At 65.8% G+C, this 19,086-nt stretch carries 19 protein-coding genes; 5 read left to right on the top strand and 14 right to left on the bottom strand.

The window, feature by feature from the left end; all coding sequences use genetic code 11:
• A complete protein-coding gene (locus NQJ30_RS07800) occupies positions 1-864 on the top strand; it encodes an IclR family transcriptional regulator (protein WP_255769281.1) in 864 nt (287 codons plus the stop codon).
• Positions 865-888: 24 nt separating this feature from the next.
• Here NQJ30_RS07800 and NQJ30_RS07795 read toward each other — a convergent pair whose 3' ends face one another.
• The 5 genes from NQJ30_RS07795 to NQJ30_RS07775 form a co-directional block, all read right to left on the bottom strand.
• Complete coding sequence (locus NQJ30_RS07795; RefSeq protein ID WP_255769280.1) at positions 889-1,176, bottom strand: hypothetical protein; 288 nt, start codon at positions 1,174-1,176, stop codon at positions 889-891.
• Entirely contained in the window at positions 1,163-1,903 is a 741-nt protein-coding gene (locus NQJ30_RS07790) for a GAF and ANTAR domain-containing protein (RefSeq protein ID WP_255769279.1), read from the bottom strand. The genes NQJ30_RS07795 and NQJ30_RS07790 overlap by 14 nt, the downstream gene beginning before the upstream one ends.
• A gap of 142 nt (positions 1,904-2,045) precedes the next feature.
• Complete coding sequence (locus tag NQJ30_RS07785) at positions 2,046-2,822, bottom strand: GAF and ANTAR domain-containing protein (protein WP_255769278.1); 777 nt, start codon at positions 2,820-2,822, stop codon at positions 2,046-2,048.
• A gap of 11 nt (positions 2,823-2,833) precedes the next feature.
• Complete coding sequence (locus NQJ30_RS07780) at positions 2,834-3,079, bottom strand: hypothetical protein (protein WP_255769277.1); 246 nt, start codon at positions 3,077-3,079, stop codon at positions 2,834-2,836.
• Positions 3,076-3,807, bottom strand: coding sequence for a GAF and ANTAR domain-containing protein (locus tag NQJ30_RS07775; RefSeq protein WP_255769276.1), 732 nt, complete (start codon positions 3,805-3,807; stop codon positions 3,076-3,078). Before NQJ30_RS07775 ends, NQJ30_RS07780 begins: the two co-directional genes overlap by 4 nt.
• Positions 3,808-4,017: 210 nt before the next feature.
• Between NQJ30_RS07775 and NQJ30_RS07770 the strand changes: the two genes are divergently transcribed.
• The 3 genes from NQJ30_RS07770 (at position 4,018) to NQJ30_RS07760 (ending at position 6,525) form a co-directional block, all read left to right on the top strand.
• Positions 4,018-4,824: an alpha/beta hydrolase family protein gene (locus NQJ30_RS07770; RefSeq protein WP_255769275.1), complete on the top strand. Its 807-nt coding sequence runs from the start codon at positions 4,018-4,020 to the stop codon at positions 4,822-4,824.
• 124 nt (positions 4,825-4,948) lie between these two features.
• Positions 4,949-5,680 (top strand): FadR/GntR family transcriptional regulator, encoded by a 732-nt coding sequence (locus tag NQJ30_RS07765; RefSeq protein ID WP_255769273.1) that lies wholly within the window; start codon positions 4,949-4,951, stop codon positions 5,678-5,680.
• A 77-nt stretch (positions 5,681-5,757) separates the two neighbouring features.
• The gene (locus tag NQJ30_RS07760; RefSeq protein WP_255769272.1) at positions 5,758-6,525 is read left to right on the top strand and encodes a glucosamine-6-phosphate deaminase; all 768 of its coding nucleotides are present in this window, start codon (positions 5,758-5,760) and stop codon (positions 6,523-6,525) included.
• A 53-nt stretch (positions 6,526-6,578) separates the two neighbouring features.
• On the opposite strand, the gene NQJ30_RS07755 is transcribed toward NQJ30_RS07760, so the two are convergent.
• From NQJ30_RS07755 to NQJ30_RS07720, 8 genes are all read right to left on the bottom strand, one after another.
• A complete protein-coding gene (locus tag NQJ30_RS07755; protein ID WP_255769271.1) occupies positions 6,579-7,958 on the bottom strand; it encodes an MFS transporter in 1,380 nt (459 codons plus the stop codon).
• A gap of 36 nt (positions 7,959-7,994) precedes the next feature.
• Positions 7,995-9,512 (bottom strand): NAD-dependent succinate-semialdehyde dehydrogenase, encoded by a 1,518-nt coding sequence (locus tag NQJ30_RS07750; protein WP_255769270.1) that lies wholly within the window; start codon positions 9,510-9,512, stop codon positions 7,995-7,997.
• A gap of 26 nt (positions 9,513-9,538) precedes the next feature.
• Positions 9,539-10,342 (bottom strand): HpcH/HpaI aldolase family protein, encoded by an 804-nt coding sequence (locus NQJ30_RS07745; RefSeq protein WP_255769269.1) that lies wholly within the window; start codon positions 10,340-10,342, stop codon positions 9,539-9,541.
• Positions 10,327-11,112 (bottom strand): 2-oxo-hept-4-ene-1,7-dioate hydratase, encoded by a 786-nt coding sequence (hpaH, locus tag NQJ30_RS07740; protein WP_255769268.1) that lies wholly within the window; start codon positions 11,110-11,112, stop codon positions 10,327-10,329. The genes NQJ30_RS07745 and hpaH overlap by 16 nt, the downstream gene beginning before the upstream one ends.
• A 2-nt stretch (positions 11,113-11,114) precedes the next feature.
• A complete protein-coding gene (hpaD, locus tag NQJ30_RS07735) occupies positions 11,115-12,206 on the bottom strand; it encodes a 3,4-dihydroxyphenylacetate 2,3-dioxygenase (protein WP_255769267.1) in 1,092 nt (363 codons plus the stop codon).
• 75 nt (positions 12,207-12,281) lie between these two features.
• Positions 12,282-13,796, bottom strand: a complete 1,515-nt coding sequence (gene hpaE / locus NQJ30_RS07730) for a 5-carboxymethyl-2-hydroxymuconate semialdehyde dehydrogenase (protein ID WP_255769266.1) — start codon at positions 13,794-13,796, stop codon at positions 12,282-12,284.
• 88 nt (positions 13,797-13,884) lie between these two features.
• A complete protein-coding gene (locus NQJ30_RS07725; RefSeq protein ID WP_255769265.1) occupies positions 13,885-14,589 on the bottom strand; it encodes a GntR family transcriptional regulator in 705 nt (234 codons plus the stop codon).
• The gene (locus NQJ30_RS07720) at positions 14,586-16,058 is read right to left on the bottom strand and encodes a fumarylacetoacetate hydrolase family protein (RefSeq protein WP_255769306.1); all 1,473 of its coding nucleotides are present in this window, start codon (positions 16,056-16,058) and stop codon (positions 14,586-14,588) included. The genes NQJ30_RS07725 and NQJ30_RS07720 overlap by 4 nt, the downstream gene beginning before the upstream one ends.
• A 254-nt stretch (positions 16,059-16,312) precedes the next feature.
• On the opposite strand from NQJ30_RS07720, the gene NQJ30_RS07715 reads away from it, so the two are divergent.
• Complete coding sequence (locus NQJ30_RS07715) at positions 16,313-18,232, top strand: FAD-binding monooxygenase (protein ID WP_255769264.1); 1,920 nt, start codon at positions 16,313-16,315, stop codon at positions 18,230-18,232.
• Here NQJ30_RS07715 and NQJ30_RS07710 read toward each other — a convergent pair.
• Positions 18,213-18,941: an IclR family transcriptional regulator gene (locus NQJ30_RS07710; RefSeq protein ID WP_255769263.1), complete on the bottom strand. Its 729-nt coding sequence runs from the start codon at positions 18,939-18,941 to the stop codon at positions 18,213-18,215. The two genes, NQJ30_RS07715 and NQJ30_RS07710, sit on opposite strands and share 20 nt — an antisense overlap.
• Between the last annotated feature and the right edge of the window lie 145 nt (positions 18,942-19,086).

Raw genomic sequence — 19,086 nt, 5'->3', positions numbered from 1 at the left:
ATGACCAAAGATTCCCGCGCTACCAACGGCAATGACACCAACAGGGCCGAAGCCAACGGCGCCGAAGTAAACGGCAGGGCTGACACCAAGGGTGCCTCGGTCATTGAAAATGCCATCGCCGTGCTTCGCTCCTTCACCGCGGACGAACCGTTGCTGGGCGTCACCGAAATTGCGAACAGGGTAGGCCTGCACAAGAGCACGGTGTCCCGGATCCTGGCGACCTTTGAACAGGAAAACCTCGTGGAGCGGGACGAGGACACCCGCCGTTTTCGCCTCGGATTGGGGCTGATCGCCGTCGCGGGGCCGCTGCTGGCTGAACTGGAGGAGCGCCGCGTCGCTTATCCGGTCCTCCGTGAGCTCACCGAACTGACGGGCGAAACCAGTGCCCTGATGATGTGGGAGGGCAACCAGTCCATCTGCGTGGAGCAGATCGCCAGCCGGCACCAGATCAAGCACACCACGCCGTTGGGGGCACGCTACAACGACGCGTTGAGCGCCTCGGTCCAGGTTTTCCTCGCGACGGAACCCGAAGAGCGGGTGCGCTCACTCATACGCAGCGGAGCCATCACGTACGCGGGCGTGGATGAGACCAGCCTCGACGGCTACCTGGTCCGACTCAAGGACGACTTCCGCCGGGGGTGGGCCGTCAACTACGGGGAGAGCTCGCTTGATGAAGTTGGCGTTGCCGCGCCCGTCTACGATCACCGCGGAGACGTCGTGGCCGCGGTCCTCATTCCTGCCCCACGGTTCCGCGTCTCCCAGGAGCGGCTCCAGAACCTGGGCCAATCATGCATGGCAGCAGCGAACAAGGTCACCGCGCGGCTGGGCGGCAACGCGCCAGGTTCCGGCAGCCAGGACGGCTGACCCCTCCGGGGGTCGGGCCTTTGGTTAGGCCGGTCCGGGGCCGGAAGGTCCGTCGGCGTCGATTTCGTCCGAGTAGGGTGCGCGGGGCCCGTCTTTCCCGGCAGTCAGCTCGTTGGCGGCCATGGCCAGGAGGTCCCGCTGCAGCTGGGGGAGGGAGAGCAGTCCCTGCATGTACGCTTCGACTTCGTACTCGCCCACAGATCCGCCGATGCCGAAGTAGTAGAGCCACAGGTCGCCGGTAGTAACTTGTGCTGCAGTCAACGCTGCCTGAAGCCGGCGGCGTTGCTCGGGCTCGCTGCTATCGAAGCCCATCACTCGTGCCTCGAGGCCGGTCCGGGCTCACGCCCAGGAGGGCGGCGCTGACTTCGCTGAGAGTAGTGCCGGACGTGCGCGCTTCCCGCATCAGCTGCTGCAGGGCGTTGTCCTCGCTGAGAGTATGGCGTTCCATGAGGACTCCGCAGGCTTTGTTGATGAGGTCCCTGCTGTGGAGGGCTGCTTGCAGGCCCTCACTGATGCGTGCGGGAGTTTCGGCAGTCTGGATATGCGAGAGCAATGTTGCCGCCGGCGCAGCAAAAAGCTCCATGAGGGCAGCGGTGGCATCCTCGAAAGCGTCGGGAGCGGCGGCATAGATTTTCATGGCGCCGATGGCCTCGCCGTCGGCGATCAGGGGCGTGCTGACAACGGACCGGATAGGCAAACCGACGACGGCGGCGCTCCAGTTTGGCCAACGGCCATCGGTGGCGACGTCGCGGATGACAACGCTTTCTTCCGTGGCCCAGGCGGTAAGGCAGGGACCCTGAACCAACTCATATTGAAGGGCATCCGCCCGCTGAACGATCTTATCCGTAGAGCCGGTACTGACGGGTTGTGCGTTGGGATCAAGGATTGAGACGCCGGCGCCCACGGTGCCCGGGATGGACTCGCTGACGGCGCGGGAGAGGTGGTGGACGGCTCGGTCCACCTTTTCCTCTGTGAGGAGCAGCCCCATGATTCTGCCGAGCGCAGTGGACAGTTCATCCAGGGGATACTTCTTGATCATTCGTTGTGCCTCCGGCCATTCAGCGTGACCGGCCAGGGGCGGGGCCGGAAAACCCTGTTGGGGCCGCTCAGCGCTTACAGTTAAAGCCTAACGCCTCTACCGGGCGGAGCGTCCTGAACGGCACGATTTGCGCACAGGCGGGCTACTCGTCGTACGGTGTTGCAAATTCGTGTTCCCCCGAAACGGACGACACGATGCTGGCTGCCACCTCCCTCAGCTTGATGTTCCGGTGGCTGGATGTTTTGACCAGGATGTCGAAGGCCTCATCCCGGCTGCATCGGTTCTGGGCGAGGATGACCCCGATCGCAGTGTCAATAACTGTGCGCGATTTCAGGGCAGCAGAGAGGTCGTCACGGGCCGTGCGCAACTGCGCAATACTGAGGGCCAGGTCCAGAGCTTTCGCAGCTGTGCCGGTGAGGCTTTGGGCGGCGTCCATTCCCTCACGGGAAAATTCGTCTTTGTTGGGAGCGTAGAGATTTACCACCGCCTGCGCGGGGGTGTGAAGGCGCATGGGTATTGCGAGGATGGACCCGATGGCCGCCGCGCTCGCAGCGTGGTTGTATTCGGGCCATCGCAGTTCTGAATCCAGATCGGGGACGTAGAGCATAGTCCCGCTCCGAAGGGCAGTAAGGCAGGGCCCGTCACCGAAGCTGTTCTGCAGCTCGTCCAGGCTCCGGGCGCGGGAGTCGCTGCTGGCCACCGTGGTGGGGCGCTTGTTCCGGATCACTGTAATCCCGCACGAGATGTGATTCCCGCCGCGTGAAAGCCGTGCAGCGATGATCGTGGCCATGTCCGTGAGGAAGTCACTGACATCGGGACTTTCCAGGATGAGATCCTGGAGCTGGACCACAAAGTCTTCCAGCCTCTCAGCACTGTCGCCGCCTAAGCGCGATGCATGCGTATGGATATCTTCGGACATTGGCATGTCCTTCATTCTCCTTCTGTTGCAATCTCGTTAAGGGCGGTATGGAGGAGGTCCACCTGCAGGGGAGGCAGATCCACCATTTCGTTCAGGTAGGCGTCCAGCGCGAGTTCGTCGGCGCTGCCGCCGATGCCGCAGTAGTAAGTCCACAGCTGAGGGAGAGTCAGGTTTGCGCGCTGGAACTGTGCGGCAGCGACCTTGCGTGGATCGGGCTCGAAGTCGGGCTGCTGACCTGGCAAGCCGTCGTTGATCACTTGTCTGCACCTCCGGTGATTGCGGGTATGTCTGATGCGTTCTGCAGGATGTCCTGTGCGATGTCGTGAAGCCTGCGATTGCTCCCGCGCGATGCCATGTGAAGGAGTTCGACGGCGGCATCCCGGCTGCAGCGGTTATGGACCATGATCAGGGATACGGCCGAGTCCACGATGGCCCGGGAGCGCAGCGCCGACCTCAGATGCTCCGGGTACGGCTCTGCGGCGTGCACGCGCATGGCCAGGCGGAGGATCCGCGATAGCGAAGCGGCGTGCTCTTGGACGGCTGCCACCGTACCCGGATCAAATGCGCTGGCTTCGGTTGAATAGCAGTTCAGGGCCGAGCGGGAACCGTTGTCCGACGGAATGGGCACTGCCAGGACGGTCCGGATTCCCTCATCGGAAATGGCCTCTGCGTACCAGTTCCAGCGGGCATCAGCCTGCAGATCGGGAATCAGCACCGTCTGTTGCTGCCGCAGGGCAGTCAGGCAAGGGCCGTCGTCGAAAACATACTGGCGCTCGTCGAGGCTGCGGGCGGCATCCGAGCTGCTGGCCACGGTCGCCGGGCCGGTTTCCCGTTCCACGGTGATGGCACACAGCATGGGGTTTTTCCCGCCCAGCAGGGATGCTGATATCGCGGTCAGTTCAAGAAGAAATTCGGTGAAACCCGGGCTCTCCAGAAGCAGGTCCTGCAACTGTTCGGCAGTCGGCAGGGCATCGTTCTCGGCCATGCGGCCTCTATTCCACGCGACGCCGGGCAACCCCACCCGGCTGGCGGCTGTGCGCTCTCTGCGCGCCCGGCCCGGATAGTCAACTCCGGACCCCTTGTGCCTCCCGAAATCTCCTACTATCGACACTACGCGCTTTAGGGGCCGCCGCCGGGTGCCGGGGCAAAGTATTAGCCGGCCACCGGGGCAGGTTGGAAGCTGTAGGCTCGGCACATGGCTGAGCTCCACAAATACCCGTACGGCGGCGATGCCAGCCAATGGGGCGAGCTCTTCCTGCCGGAACTGCCGCCCGGCGGCGAGCACCGCGGCGTGGTGGTGGTGATCCACGGCGGCTACTGGCGCTCGCAGTACGGCGCAGAACTGGGCGAACCCATCGCCAAGGACCTGGCCGCGCATGGCATGGCCGCGTGGAACCTCGAATACCGCCGGGCCGGAAACGGCGGGGGCTGGCCTAACACGTTCATCGACGTGCTGGCGGGCATCGACAAGCTGGAAGACCTCGCGGCCCGGCACGCACTGAACCTTGGGACGGTGGTGGCGCTGGGCCATTCAGCGGGCGGGCATCTGGCCGCCTGGGCTGCGGGCCGTGGCAAGCTCGCCCATTTGGGCTTGGCGGACGAGGACAGTCAGGTTCCGCGCCGCCAGGACGCTACGGCGGTGCACCTCACTGGCGTCGTCAGCCAGTCGGGACTGCTCAACCTCGCGGAAGCGGAGCGGCTGAACCTCAGCAATGGTGCGGTGCGCAACCTGCTGGGCGGACCGTCGTCGGACTATCCCCGGCGCCACAGATACGCGGACCCGATGACCGCGCTCCCGCTGGCGGTGCCGGTGATGGCAGTCCACGGAACGGGTGACGATACTGTTCCGCTGAGCCAGTCCGAGGCGTACGCCGACGCCGGGGCCGCAGCGCACATGCAGGTGCAGCTGGTGAAGGTTCCCGGCGACCACTACGACCTCATCGACCCGAAATCTCCCGCGTACCGCACGTGCCGCGACCTGGTTCAGTCGCTTCTGGGTTAGATTCGGTGCCTGGAGGTACGAACCAAAAATTACATTACGTTCCTCTAGACATTGGACGTCCCATCTCCTGTACCCTAGGGAGTAAGACAAGTCGTCGCCTCTCGGCGCGCAAGGAGGAGATCACGTGGCTACCGCACCCCAGGAAGTATCGCCCGCCCGTTTCAGCGCGCAGCTTCGATCCAATGCACTCCAAACGCGGATCATGGATCTCATCCTGGAGCGCGGCCTGGACGTGGGCGACGCCATGCCGACCGAGAGCGAACTCTCCGCCGAGCTGGGCGTGGGCCGCAACACCGTCCGCGAATCCCTGAAGGTACTGCAGGCCCTGGGTGTCATCGAGATCCGCCACGGCTTCGGCATGTTCGTTGCCCCCAATAATTTCAGTGCCCTCGTCTCCGGCCTGACGTTCCGCGGGCGGCTGTCGTTGCGCCACAAAGGCGAAGAGGCCATGGAACTCATCGACGTGCGGCAGGCCCTCGAATCGGGCCTGATCGGGTCCGCCATCGACCTCCTGACGGACCAGCACCTGGCGGATCTGCGCGCCACCATGGAAGCCATGGAAGCCGCCGCCAAGAATGGGGAACACCTCTACGTGCACGACGCCGAGTTCCACCGCCGGCTGTACGCACCCCTTAACAATGAGCTGCTCATCAACTTGATGGACGTGTTCTGGCAGGTGTACCGCAAGATCCACCTGGCCCTCGGCACCGGCCCGGTCAACCTCGAGCAGCAGACCCAGGACCACTGGGACATCTACGAAGCCGTGGCCAACAAGGACAAAGCGCTGGCTTCCGAACGCCTGCAGCGCCACTTCGACGGTATCCGCCTGAAGCTCAAGGACGTCGCGGCCAGCTAGCCCGGCCGTTTTCTTGCCACCGCCCGCGTCTCCGGGCGGCCAATGCCCTGCCCAATTTTCGTAGAGAGTGCCTTGCCGTGGAAATCTTCGTAGTGCCGACCGCCTCCGCCACCGGTTCCGTTGCGGCCGGGATCCTCGCCGCGGTGATCCGCAGCAAGCCCGACGCCGTCCTGGGCCTCGCTACGGGCGGCTCGCCGCTGCCTATCTACAGGGCGCTCGCGGACCACACCGTTGATATGTCCGCCGTCCGCGGCTTTGCCCTCGATGAGTACGTGGGGCTGCCCGCCGGCCACCCGGAAAGCTACGCGGAAGTGGTACGGCGCGAGGTGACGGAGCGGCTGCATCTGGACCCCGCCAAGGTGACCGTGCCGGACGGCAGCGCGGCGGACCCCGAGCGGGCCGCTGCCGACTACGACGCCGCCATTGCCGCCGCCGGCGGGATCGACGTGCAGATTTTGGGCATTGGCCACAACGGGCACCTTGCCTTCAACGAGCCCGGCTCGGCCCTGGACTCCCGGACCCGGGTGGAGGTCCTTACGGAGCGCACCCGCGAGGCAAATGCCCGCTACTTCAGCGCGCCGTCGGACGTTCCCGCCCGCTGCATCACCCAGGGCCTGGGCACCATCATGGAAGCCCGTCACCTGCTGCTCGTGGTCAACGGCGCTGACAAGGCCGGCATCCTCGCTGCCGCCCTGAACGGTCCTGTCACCGCCGAGTGCCCGGCGTCGATCCTCCAGCGGCACCCGCACGTCACTGTGGTGGCGGACGAGGCAGCTGCTTCGCAGCTGGCCCCGGGCAGTGGCCAGGTGGCCGTGCGGGTGGCGGGAGCGGCCGCCGTCGCTTAAGGGATTGAAGCGCGTCAAGGGCTAGAGGCGGACGAGGTCTTCTACCGCTGGACTCAGGCGTCGCTCCGGGCGGGCACGCGGCTGTCGAAGATCGTGGCGCCGACTTCCTGCTCGGCCTGATTATCGATGCCCAGATCGATGCCCCTCCGTTCGCGGATTACCAGCACGGCACCCGTGGAAATCAGGGCCACAATCAGCAGGTAGGCGGAGACGGACATCGTGGTGCCGGTGGCCTGCACCAGTGCCGTCGCGATGGTCGGGGCGAAGGCGCCGCCGATGATCGCGCCGAAGGCATAGGAGATGGCTACTCCGGAGAAGCGGATGGACGCCGGGAAAAGCTCGCTGTAGAGCGCTGCCTGCGGTCCGTAGGTCAGGCCGAGGCCCACGCTGAACAGCGCCAGGCCCAGGAGCATGGCCCAGATATTGCCGGTGTTAATCAGCCAGAAGAGCGGGAAGAACGTGACCATCAGGCAGGCATAGCCGATCAGGTAGGTCCTCTTCCGGCCGATGCTGTCGGCCAGGAACCCGGCGATCAGCGTGAAGACGAACCACAGCGCGGCTGAGGCCGTGACGGCGAGGAGCACCTGGGTGCGGTCCATGGCCAGGCCCTTGGGAGCGGTGGCGTAGCTCAGGATGTACCCGCCGGTGGTCATGTAGCCGGCGGCGTTGTTCCCGGCAAAGACCAGGGCAGCCAGGATCACGAGCAGCCAGTGCTTCTTGAACAGCTCGACGATGGGGACGCGGGTCTGCTGCTTCCGGGTGGCAATTTCGGCAAAGACCGGGCTTTCCTCAACGCTGCGGCGGACGATGAAACCGACGATGATCAGGACAAAGCTCAGCAGGAAGGGAACACGCCAGCCCCACTCCACAAAGGCGTCCCCGGGAGAGATGACTCCGGACATCAGGCTGAGGACGCCCGAGGCCAGGAGCATGCCCAGCGGGACACCCAGTTGCGGGAAGGAACCGAACAGTCCGCGCTTGGAACGGGGCGCGTGTTCCACGGCCATCAGCACCGCACCGCCCCATTCGCCGCCGGCGGAGATGCCCTGCAGGATGCGCAGGAGCAGCAACAGGATCGGGGCCACGATGCCGGCTGTCTCATAGGTCGGCAGGACACCGATCAGGGTGGTTGCCGCGCCCATCAGGATGAGCGTAAGGACCAGCATGGCCCGCCGCCCCAGCCGGTCGCCGAAGTGGCCGGCCAGGAACGCGCCCAACGGCCGGAACAGGAAGCTCAAGCCAACCGATGCGAAGGAGATCAGCAGGGCAATGTCGTTTCCCGCCGGTTCGAAAAACAGCTTCGCGAAAACCAGGCCGGCGGCGTTGGCGTAGATGAAGAAGTCGTACCACTCGATGGTGGTGCCGATGATGGTGGCGAACGCTACGCGGCGGTCCGTTGCCGAGCTGCGCTGCCTGAGCGGGATTGCACTCATGGTTGTTTTCCTTGCCTTTGGGGACACGTCGGTGTGTCAGTTGGTGTAGGGGTCTGCGATGCCGATGTATTGGGTGGTGGTGTACTCGGTGATGCCTTCGGTGCCGCCTTCGCGGCCGAGGCCTGATTGTTTGACACCGCCGAAAGGTGCGGCGGCGTTGGAGATGACGCCGGCGTTGAACCCGACCATCCCGAATTCGATCTGCTCCGCCACGCGCAGGAGGCGGTTGAAGTCGCGGCTGTAGATATAGGAGGCGAGGCCGTACTCGGAGGCGTTGGCGAGGCGGATCGCTTCTTCTTCAGAGGTGAAGGTGGTGATGGGGGCGACGGGCCCGAAGATTTCCTGGCCCAGGATCGCGGCATCATTGGGGACGTTGGCGAGCACGGTGGGCGGGTAGAAGTAGCCCGGCCCGTCCACCGGGGTACCGCCGGTGACGGCGACGGCCCCGGCGTCGACGGCGGCGGTGACGAGGGCGTGGACGTCGTCGCGGGCGCCGGAATCGATGAGCGGGCCCACCTGGGTGGCGGGGTCGGTGCCGCGGCCGGTGGCCAGGGCACCCATCGCGGCAGCGAACTTCTTGGTGAACTCCTGCGCGACCGACTCGTGGACGAGGAAGCGGTTGGCGGCGGTGCAGGCTTCGCCCATGTTCCGCATCTTGGCTGCCATGGCCCCGTCGACGGCGGCATCGAGGTCGGCGTCTTCGAACACGATGAAGGGAGCGTTCCCGCCGAGTTCCATCGAGGCGCGCAGCACGTTCTGGGCGGCGTCGGCCATGAGGCGCTTGCCCACCGGGGTTGACCCGGTAAAGCTCACCTTCCGCAGCCGGGAGTCCTTCAGGAGCGGCCCGGAGATCCCCGACGCGCTGGAGGAGGCGACGACGTTGAGCACTCCGGGCGGGAGGCCGGCGTCGAGCATGGTCTGCGCGAAGTACTGCGCCGTCAAAGGCGTGAGTTTGGCGGGTTTGAGGACCATGGTGCAGCCGGCGGCAATCGCGGGGGCGACTTTGCGGGTGGCCATCGCGAGCGGGAAGTTCCACGGCGTGATCAGCAGGCACGGGCCCACGGGTTTGTGCTGGACCAGGATCTTGTTCTTGCCCTCGGGGGAGGTGAGGTAGCGGCCGTAGTCACGGACCGTTTCCTCGGAGAACCAGCGCAGGAACTCGGCACCGTAGGTGACCTCACCGCGGGCCTCGGCCAGCGGTTTGCCCATCTCCAAAGTCATCAGCAGGGCGAAGTCTTCGGCGCGTTCGGTGACCAGGTCAAAGGCACGGCGGAGGATCTCGGCCCGCACCCGGGGTGCGGTCCGCGCCCAGGAGGCCTGCACGGCGTCGGCGGCGTCCAGCGCCGCAACCGCATCAGCGCTCGTGGCGGACGCGAGGGTGGCGAGGACCTCCCCGGTGGCCGGATCGTGCACCTCAAACGTGCCGCCGTCGGACGCGTCCACCCACTCACCGCCGATCAACAGGCCCGTGGGCACCGACGCGAGCAGGGACGCCTCACGCTCGGGGGACATGGCAGGAAAATGGGCAGGGGGTAGCGCGGAAGTGACTGTCATGACGGAAGTCCTTTGGGAAGGGGCGGTTAGTAGCTGGCGGGGGAGTCGCCGTTCTTGGGCTTGATGTACTGCGCCGCGAGGGCTTCGGAGCCGCGGGCCAGGAGGGCGACGTCGGCGCCCACCAGGATGAAGTTGGCACCGTTGGCGAGGTAATATTCCGCCGTGGCGGGGTTGAACGCGTTGACGCCCGCGGGCTTCCCGGCCGCCTTCGCGGCGGACAGGCAGTGTTCGACGGCGGCGCGCACCTCGGGGTGTTCCTGCTGTCCCAGTAACCCCATAGACGCGGCGAGGTCGGACGGTCCGAGGAAGATGGCGTCCACGCCGTCGACCGCGAGGATGTCTTCCACATGGTCAACAGCTGCCGTCGACTCGATCTGGACCGTGACGCTGATGGTCTCGTTGGCGCGGGCGAGGTAGTCCGGGACCCGGTTCCAGCGGGCGGCCCGGGCGAGGGCCGAACCGACCCCGCGGACACCCTGGGGCGGGTAGCGGGTGGCTGCCACGGCCGCTTCGGCGTCGGCGGCCGAGTTGACCATGGGGATCAGCAAGTTCTGCACGCCCAGGTCCAGGTACTGCTTGATCACCACGGTGTCGTTCACCGGCGGCCGGACCAAGGTGTGGACCGGGTAGCCGTTGACGGCCTGTAGCTGGGCGAGGATGGATTCGAGCCCGTTGGGGCTGTGCTCGGCATCCACCAGGAGCCAGTCCAGTCCGGACCCGGCGCACAGTTCGGCGATCAGCGGGCTGCCGGAGCACACCCACATCCCGGCCAGCGGCCGGCCCGCGGCAGCGAGGGCATCCCGGAACGTGTCCTCTAGTCGAAGCGGCATGTCACAACCCCCAAGGGTCCGTAGTCGGCGTGGACGGTATCGCCCTTGTAAACCCACATGGGCCGGGTGAAGGACCCGGCGAGGATGATGTCGCCGGCCTTCATCGAGTCCCCGTGCGCGGCGATCTTGTTCGCGAGCCAGTGCACGCCGTTGGCGGGGTGGTCCAGGACCCCGGCGGCCACACCGGTTTCCTCCACGGTCTGGTTCTTGTAGAGGATGGCGGAGACCCAGCGAAGATCCACAGCGTCCGGTTTGACCGGGTTGCCGCCGATTACCATGGCGCCCATCGCGGCGTTGTCCGAGATGGTATCCACAATGGTCCGGCCCTCCATCTCAATCCGCGAGTCCAGGATCTCGAGGGCCGGGACCACGTAGTCGGTGGCGTTCAGGACATCGAAGATGGTGCAGCCGGGGCCCTTGAGGGCATCCTTGAGGACAAACGCCAGCTCCACCTCCACCCGGGGGTGGGTATATTTGTCCCACTCCACCAAGCACCCGGTCTCCAGCACCATGTCATCAAAGATGGCGCCGTAATCTGGTTCTGTGATGCCGGTGGCGGCCTGCATGGCCTTGGACGTCAGGCCGATCTTGCGGCCCACCAGGGTCCTGCCGGCGTCCTCGTTCCGGCGCCGCCACAACCGCTGCACCGCGTAGGAATCCTCGACGGTCATCTCCGGGTAGCGGGCGGTCAGGCGCGGAACCGGGGTGCGGGTCCGGGCGGCCTCAAGCAGTTCGTCCGCGATGGCTTCGATGGTCCTGTCATCCAGCATGGCTACAGCTGCGCTCCCAGCTTGAAGCCGCTCTTCTGGCCGAAGCCCATTTCCTCGCCGGGCTCACGGGTGTAGGAGAAGCCGTCGGCACCCACGGTCACGGCCATTTCCGAGGCGTCGGTGCGCTCGATGATGGGCTGCGGGTTGCCGTCCAGGTCCAGGACCAGGGAGGCCTCGGTGTACCAGGAAGGGACTACCGGGTTGCCCCACCAGTCGCGGCGCTGGTTGTCGTGGACGTCCCAGGTGATGGTGGGGTTGTCCGGGTCGCCGGTGTAGTAGTCCTGGGTGTAGATCTCGATGCGGTGCCCGTCCGGGTCCAGGATGTAGAGGTAGAAGGCGTTGGAGACGCCGTGCCGGCCGGGGCCGCGTTCGATCCGGTCGCTGATGCGCAGGGCACCCATCTTGTCGCAGATCTGGATGATGTTGTGCTTCTCGTGCGTGGCGAAGGCGACGTGGTGCATGCGCGGGCCGTTGCCGCCGGTGAGGGCGGTGTCGTGGACCGTCTGCTTGCGGTGCATCCACGCGGCGTACGTGACGCCGTCGGAATCCTTGATGTCCTCGGAGACGCGGAAGCCGAGGTCCTCCAGGTAGGCGCGGCCGCGGGGGACATCCGGGGTGACCTGGTTGAAGTGGTCCAGGCGGACCAATTCACCGGCGGAGTAGAGGTCGTAGCGCTGGGTGAGGCGTTCCACGTGCTCCACGTCGTAGAAGAATTCGTAGGGGAAGCCCAGCGGGTCCTCGACGCGGACGGAGTCGCCGATGCCCTTGGTGAAGCCTTCCTTGCGGCGCTCCACGCGGCAGCCCAGCTCGCGGTAGTAGGCCTCGGCGGCGTCCACCTCGGCGGCGGACTTCACGCGGTAGGCAAAGGCTGCGACGGCGGCGATGGGGCCCTTGCGCAGCACCAGGTTGTGGTGGATGAACTCCTCCAGGGAGCGCAGGTAGATGTTGTTCTCGTCTTCCTCGGTGACGTGCAGGCCGAGGAGGTCCACGTAGAACTCACGGGACTTGGCGAGGTCCGTGACCACGATCTCCATGTAGGCGCAGCGCACGATGTCCGGTGCCGGGACGGTGGGGGTGGGAATGAAGCTGGTCATGATGGTCTCTCTTCTTTGAAAGGGGGCGTGGAAAGTACGACGGCGGCCGGGCTGGCCTGGGCGCCGAAGTGGTGCTTAGGCGCCGAACTTGGGGGTGTGGACGGAGCCGAGCGTGATGTGCACGGCCTGCTGGTCGGTGTAGAAATCGATGGAGCGGTAGCCGCCTTCGTGGCCGAGGCCTGAGGCTTTGACGCCGCCGAACGGGGTGCGGAGATCGCGGACGTTGTGGCTGTTCAGCCACACCATGCCGGCTTCCACGTTCTGCGAGAAGTTATGGGCCCGGGTCAGGTTCTGGGTCCAGATGTAGGCGGCCAGGCCGTACTTGGTGTTGTTCGCCAGGGCGAGGGCCTCGTCGTCGTTCTCGAACGGGGTGATGGCCACAACGGGTCCGAAGATTTCCTCCTGGAAGATCCGGGCGTCAGGCGCGACGTCGGCAAACACCGTGGGTGCGATGTAGTTGCCTTCGGGCAGGTGGTCGGGACGGCCGCCACCGGCGAGGAGCCGGCCTTCGGACTTGCCGATCTCCACGTAGGAGGCCACCTTGTCGTAGTGCTCCGGGTGGACCAGGGCGCCCACTTGGGTCTTCGGATCGTGGGGATCGCCCACCACGATGTTCTTGGCGCGTGCGGCGTACTTTTCGCAGAACTCGTCATAGATGGCGCGCTCAACGAGGATGCGGGACCCGGCCGTGCAGCGTTCGCCGTTGAGGGAGAAGACACCAAACAGGGCCGAATCGATCGCGGCGTCCAGGTCGGCGTCGGCGAACACCACGCACGGGGACTTACCGCCGAGCTCCATGGAGAGGCCTTTGAGGTTGGCGGCGGCGTTGCGGAAGATCGTCTGGCCGGTGGTGGTCTCGCCGGTGAAGGAGATCAGCGGAACATCCGGGTGCTTCACCAGGGCGTCGCCGGCTTCCTCGCCCAGGCCGTTGACCAGGTTGAAGACACCGTCCGGGAGGCCCGCTTCCTTGAAGATGGTGGCCCACAGCGAGGCGGACAGGGGAGTGAACTCGGCGGGCTTGAGGACCACGGTGTTGCCGGTGGCCAGGGCCGGGGCGAGCTTCCAGGACTCCAGCATGAACGGGGTGTTCCACGGGGTGATCAGGCCAGCGACGCCGATCGGCTTGCGGTTCACATAGTTGATCTGCGAGCCGGGGACCTTCATGGCGTCGTCGAACTGCGCCACGATCAGGTCCGCGAAGAAGCGGAAGTTCTCGGCGGCGCGGAGGGCCTGGCCCTTGGCCTGGGTGATGGGCAGGCCGGTGTCGAACGTTTCGAGTTCGGCGAGGCGGGCTTCCTGGGCTTCGACGGCGTCGGCGATCCTGTTCAGGATGCGGGCGCGTTCGCGGGGCTTCATCTTCGGCCACGGACCGTTCACGAACGCTTCGCGGGCTGCGGCGACGGCGAGGTCGATGTCTTCCTTCTGGCCTGCAGCCGCGGTGGCGTAGTTCCGGTTGGAGACCGGGTCCAGGACGTCAAAGGTCTTGCCGCCCACGGAGTCAACGAACTGGCCGTTGATGTAGTGCTGGATGTGGGTGGGCAGGTCCTGCGGCACGTAGTGGGTGCTGGCTTCTGCTGCAGTGAACGTCATTGTTATTTCCTTAGCTACTCATGCAACGCGGGGTCACTTCCGGCCCGATGGGGGCCGTCTATCGGGCGTTTAGTGACCCCGCGTTGCTTTAGACGAGGGGGATGGGGAGGGGGACAGGGTGGGCCTGGGCGAGGTAGGCGTCCAGGGTGGCGCTGCGGTGGAGTCGTGCTGCGTTTTCGATGCTGTCGGCGCTGGCACCGGATTCGATGAGGTTCAATAGTGCCTCGTGCTCAGCCACGGAATCGTGGGCCCGGCCGGGGACGAAGCGGAACGTCGAGGACCGGAGTGAGGCGAGGCGGTTCCAGCCCCGGTGGACCAGGTCCAGGATGTGCGGGTTGGGGCAGTGTTCAAAGAGGACGCTGTGGAAGTCCTGGTTGAGCTGCGTGAAGCGGACGGGATCGAAATGTTCCAGGCACTCGCGCATTTGCTCGTTCACGGCGCGGGCCCGGGCAACGTCCGCCGCCCCGATCAGCGGGGCGGACAGTGCGGTGGCTGCGCCTTCGACGATGCTCAGTGTCTGCATGGTGTAGAGGTATTCGGTGGGGTCAATTCCGGCCACGGTGGCGCCGACGTTCCGCTCGAACTTCACCAGTCCCTCGGCCTCGAGCCGGCGGATGGCTTCCCGGACCGGGACCACGCTGACACCCAGGTCTTTGGCAATCGCTGCCAGGACCAGCCGGTAGCCGGGCGTGTAGCTGCCTCCCACAATCCGGGCCTTGACTGCTTCATAGGCCTGCTGGGACTTGCTGCCGGCGGGCGCTGCGGCGGGGTCAGTCACGGTCGTCTCAGTCATTGGCACGGCCTGCCTCCCATTCGTTCCCACTCTGCGTACCTGTTCTGCCACTCGGCGTTCATGGGGTAGAGCCCGTCAACGCTGTTGCCTTCCTGGACCATCTGAAAGATGAAGGTTTCTTCCTTTTCCTGCTGGATGCAGTCCTCCACGAGCTCCTCGGCGATGGCCGGCGGGATCACCAGGATGCCGTCGGAATCGGCCACGATGATGTCACCGGGCTGGACGGTGGCGCCGCCGCAGGCGATGGTGATGTCCGTGTCCCACGGGATGTGGCGGCGGCCCAGCACGGCGGGGTGCGGATTGGCGAAGTAGGTGGGCATCTCCAGCCCGGCCACGGCGGTGTAGTCGCGGACTCCGCCGTCGGTGATGATGGCAGCGGCGCCGCGGACCTGGGCGCGGAGGGCCAGGATGTCGCCGACCGTCCCGGTGCCCTTTTCGCCGCGGGCCTCCATGACCAGGATTTCGCCCTCGTTGACCGAATCGATGGCCTTCTTCTGGGCATTGAAACCGCCGCCGTGCGTTTTGAAGAGGTCCTCACGGTTGGGGACGTAGCGCAGGGTCCGGGCCAGGCCGACAACGCGGCGGTCCGGGCGCGTTGCCTGCAGCCCGTCGATGCTGACGTTATTAAGGCCGCGCTTGCGCATCTGGGACGACAACGTGGCGGTGGCAACCGATTCGAGCTTGGCCTTCAGCTCCGGGGTGAGGACGGGCCCGACGGCGGGGAGCCCGGCGGCTGCGCGCGAACCGTACGCCTCCTCCCGTTGCAGGTCATCAGCCTTGGGTGCGGCACCAAACTCGGCGAACGCCGTCGTACCTTCCTCCACAGTGGTGCGCAGGCGCCCCGTGGTGAGGCGGTCATCTACGGTGCTGACCTCCACTTCCAGCAGGTCGCCGGGCTTCGCCACGGAGGCGCCGGCGGGGGTGCCGGTGAGGATGATGTCCCCCTCTTCGAGGGTGAGCAGCTGGGACAGGTCCGCGACGAGCCGGGCGAACGGGAAGAGCAGGTCCCCGGTGGTGTCATCCTGGACGAGTTCGCCGTTGTGCCAAGTGCGGATGCGCAGATCGGCGGGGTCGACGGCGTCTGCCGGGATCAGTGCCGGGCCCACCGGAGTGAAGCCGTCCCCGCCCTTGGACCGAAGGTTTGAGCCTTTGTCCGCGTAGCGGAGGTCGTAGACGCCCAGATCGTTGCTGGCCGTCACCGCGGCAACATGGCTCCAGGCGTCGTCGATCCCGACGCGGCGGCCGGCCTTGCCAATGACCAGGGCAATCTCGCCCTCGTAGCCGAGGAGTTCACAGCCTGCCGGGCGTTCCACGGCGCTGCCGCTGAGGGAGAGTGACGACGACGGCTTGAGGAAGTACGACGGCTGGGCCGGCGTGCGGCCCCGCTGGGCTGCCCGGCTGGGGTAGTTGATGTGCACCGCGATAACTTTGCGTGCCGCTGCGAGGATGTCCTCGTTGACCTGCTCCAAAACCGTCTCCTCATCAGGTACGAAATCGTATACGATGACTATCACCTACCGTTTGGGTACCTGTCAACCCCTCGCGTTGAACTTGGATTTCGCATCCGCCCCGCTCAAAAGCATTCGCGCCCAGGCCACTTGTATGCGGCGTCACACCTGCCGTACAGTCTTGGACCAGATCAACTTTTCTAATATAGAAACCAAAATTCTTATATCGAACATGCCTCAAGGGCAGCAGTCCCACAGTGAAGTGAGGAAGAGCCATGCAGTTCCACCACCACGGTTACGTATCCGGAGACCCACGGGTCCAGCCCGCCGCCGGGGTCGGCATCGATCGCCCCGAAGAGCTCCCGGACGAAGTTGATGTGCTGATCGTCGGTACCGGCCCTGCCGGGATGCTCGCTGCCGCGCAGCTGTCCCAGTTCCCGAACCTCACCACCAGGATCGTGGAGCGCCGCCCGGGCAGGCTCGCCATCGGCCAGGCCGACGGCATCCAGGCCCGGAGCGTGGAGACGTTCCAGGCCTTTGGCTTCGCCGAACGGATCATCGCCGAGGCCTACGCCATCACCGAGATGGCGTTCTGGAAGCCCGACCTCGTTGACCCGTCGCGGATCGTTCGGTCAGCGCGCACGCCGGACGATCCCACCAGGATCAGCGAATTTCCGCACCTCATCGTGAACCAGGCCCGCGTGCTGGACTACTTCGCCGAATTCATGGCGAACTCACCCGCCCGAGTGAAGCCCGATTACGGCTTTGAATTCCAGGGCCTTGAAGTCTCCGAGGAAGGGGAATACCCCGTCACCGTCACGCTGCGCCACACGTCCGGCCCCCTTGAAGGTACTCCGCGCACCGTCCGGGCAAAGTACGTTGTGGGCGCCGACGGCGCGCGCAGCAAGGTGCGGGACTCGATCGGCTGCACACTCGCCGGCGATGCCGCGAACCACGCGTGGGGCGTCATGGATGTCCTCGCCGAGACAGACTTCCCCGACATCCGGACCAAATGCGCCATCCAGTCCGGATCGGGCGGCAGCATCCTCCTGATCCCGCGCGAAGGCGGCTACCTCTTCCGCATGTACGTGGACCTCGGCGAGGTGGACCCGGACGACAACGGTGCGGTGCGCAACACCACCATCGAAGAAATCATTCAGAAGGCGAACGGGATCCTGCACCCTTACACCTTGGACGTGCGGAACGTTGCCTGGCACAGCGTCTACGAGGTGGGGCACCGCCTCACGGACCGGTTCGACGACGTCCTCCCGGAGGACCGCGGCACGCGGACCCCGCGGGTGTTCATTACCGGGGATGCCTGCCATACGCACAGTGCAAAAGCCGGCCAGGGCATGAACGTCTCCATGCAGGACGGATTCAACATCGCCTGGAAGCTGGGACACGTGCTGGATGGCCGCGCGCCCGAGGCGCTGCTCTCCACTTACTCCGAGGAGCGTCAGGTGGTGGCGAAAAACCTCATCGACTTCGATAAAGAGTGGTCCACCATGATGGCGAAGAAACCCGAGGAGTTCGCGGACCCCGCCGAGCTTGAAAACTTCTATGTCAGCACGGCCGAATTCCCGGCCGGATTCATGACCGAATACGCCCCGTCCCTGCTGGTGGCATCCGCCGATCACCAGGAACTCGCCACGGGTTTCCCGGTGGGCAAGCGGTTCAAGTCAGCGCCCGTTGTGCGGGTGGGCGACACCAACCCGGTCCACCTTGGCCACCACGCCGTGGCGGACGGCCGCTGGCGCATCTACGTCTTCGCCGATGCCGCCGCCGCAGGCGCCCCGTCACCCACCACGGACCTCGCCGAGTGGCTCGCGAACTCGCCGGAATCACCGCTGGCGGCAACGCCGTCGGGCCTTGACCCGGACGCCTGGTTCGACGTGAAGGTCATCTACCAGCACCCGCACTCCGACCTGGACATCGGAGCGGTTCCGGCGGTGTTCAAGCCGCAGGTTGGACCCTACAAGCTCACCGACTACGAAAAGGTGTACGCCACCGATCCCACAGCGGACATTTTCGAGCTGCGCGGCCTGGACCGCGGCGGCGTGGTGGTGGTGGTGCGGCCCGACCAGTACGTGGCGAACGTCCTGCCGCTGACCTCCACTGCTGAGCTCGGGGCGTTCTTCGCTCGTCTGCGAGGCACAGGCTTCCAGCCATCCCTGGTTAGCGGAGCTGCGCGCTGATCCGCCGTGCGGCTTCCATGACTGAGCTGCCAACCTGCTCGGGGGCCAGCTGGGCGCTGGGGTAAACCACTGCGATGGCAGCCGGCTGGAGTCCCTGGGCAGGGCTGAGGGGAACGGCCACGGCCGTAACCCCCGGCAGGACTTCGTGGTGGCTGATGGCAAATCCCACCTCGCGAACGTGGGCCACTTCCGGACGGCGGGGCTGGTCTGGAGAAATCGCCTCCCACTGTGAATCGTTCAGGATCGACTGAATGGCCAGCCCCGGCGCCCCGACGTTCAGTGCGTGCCGGGTGCCGGGCCGCTGGACCACCGCGGCACGGCTGTGCGGCGGCTCCACGCTGGTCAGCGTGGTGCAGTCCCCGCGGTCCAGGACCACCAGGAAAGCGGTGGTGCCGAGTTCGTTGGCAAGGGACGTCAGTTCGGGCAGCGCCGCCGCTTGCAGGTCGCGGGCAACGCCCCGGGCCAGCGTGGCCAGGCCGGTGCCCAGGACGAGGCTCCCGGCGGCGTCCCTGGCGACGAGTCCGTGGTCTTCAAGGGTGCGGAGAATTCTGTAGGCGATTGAACGGTGCACGCCCATCCGGGCCGAAATGTCGGCAATGGTAAGCGGCGCCGATTCCTCGCTCAGGATTTCGAGCATCCTGATGCCGCGGGACAGCGTCTGTGAATGGGCCGGTGCTGGTTTGCCGTTCGAAACTGCTGCGTCTTCCATCGTGCCCCGCCCCTCGTTCCTGCCCGGTCATCCTGCCTGTGGCCAGGCCGCTCCAGATGTCCCGCGCAGGAAACCACGGGTCGGGCAGTCTCATATTAGAACACGGGATGCGATTATCGAACGGCCAGTGGCGTCTGCCAACCGG

Source organism: Pseudarthrobacter sulfonivorans (genome assembly GCF_024391045.1).
GTDB lineage: Bacteria > Actinomycetota > Actinomycetes > Actinomycetales > Micrococcaceae > Arthrobacter > Arthrobacter sulfonivorans_B.
The sequence above is the reverse complement of the archived record's forward strand: the minus strand, read 5'-3'. Positions and strand labels throughout refer to the sequence as shown.

Coding starts and splice junctions, on each gene's coding strand:
- NQJ30_RS07770 (WP_255769275.1), top strand. CDS start 4,018: ATGGCTGAGCTCCACAAATACCCGTACGGCGGCGATGCCAGCCAATGG.
- NQJ30_RS07790 (WP_255769279.1), bottom strand. CDS start 1,903: ATGATCAAGAAGTATCCCCTGGATGAACTGTCCACTGCGCTCGGCAGA.
- NQJ30_RS07755 (WP_255769271.1), bottom strand. CDS start 7,958: ATGAGTGCAATCCCGCTCAGGCAGCGCAGCTCGGCAACGGACCGCCGC.
- NQJ30_RS07785 (WP_255769278.1), bottom strand. CDS start 2,822: ATGTCCGAAGATATCCATACGCATGCATCGCGCTTAGGCGGCGACAGT.
- hpaE (WP_255769266.1), bottom strand. CDS start 13,796: ATGACGTTCACTGCAGCAGAAGCCAGCACCCACTACGTGCCGCAGGAC.
- NQJ30_RS07715 (WP_255769264.1), top strand. CDS start 16,313: ATGCAGTTCCACCACCACGGTTACGTATCCGGAGACCCACGGGTCCAG.
- NQJ30_RS07775 (WP_255769276.1), bottom strand. CDS start 3,807: ATGGCCGAGAACGATGCCCTGCCGACTGCCGAACAGTTGCAGGACCTG.
- NQJ30_RS07725 (WP_255769265.1), bottom strand. CDS start 14,589: ATGACTGAGACGACCGTGACTGACCCCGCCGCAGCGCCCGCCGGCAGC.
- NQJ30_RS07745 (WP_255769269.1), bottom strand. CDS start 10,342: ATGCCGCTTCGACTAGAGGACACGTTCCGGGATGCCCTCGCTGCCGCG.
- NQJ30_RS07795 (WP_255769280.1), bottom strand. CDS start 1,176: ATGGGCTTCGATAGCAGCGAGCCCGAGCAACGCCGCCGGCTTCAGGCA.
- NQJ30_RS07800 (WP_255769281.1), top strand. CDS start 1: ATGACCAAAGATTCCCGCGCTACCAACGGCAATGACACCAACAGGGCC.
- NQJ30_RS07710 (WP_255769263.1), bottom strand. CDS start 18,941: ATGGAAGACGCAGCAGTTTCGAACGGCAAACCAGCACCGGCCCATTCA.
- NQJ30_RS07750 (WP_255769270.1), bottom strand. CDS start 9,512: ATGACAGTCACTTCCGCGCTACCCCCTGCCCATTTTCCTGCCATGTCC.
- hpaD (WP_255769267.1), bottom strand. CDS start 12,206: ATGACCAGCTTCATTCCCACCCCCACCGTCCCGGCACCGGACATCGTG.
- hpaH (WP_255769268.1), bottom strand. CDS start 11,112: ATGCTGGATGACAGGACCATCGAAGCCATCGCGGACGAACTGCTTGAG.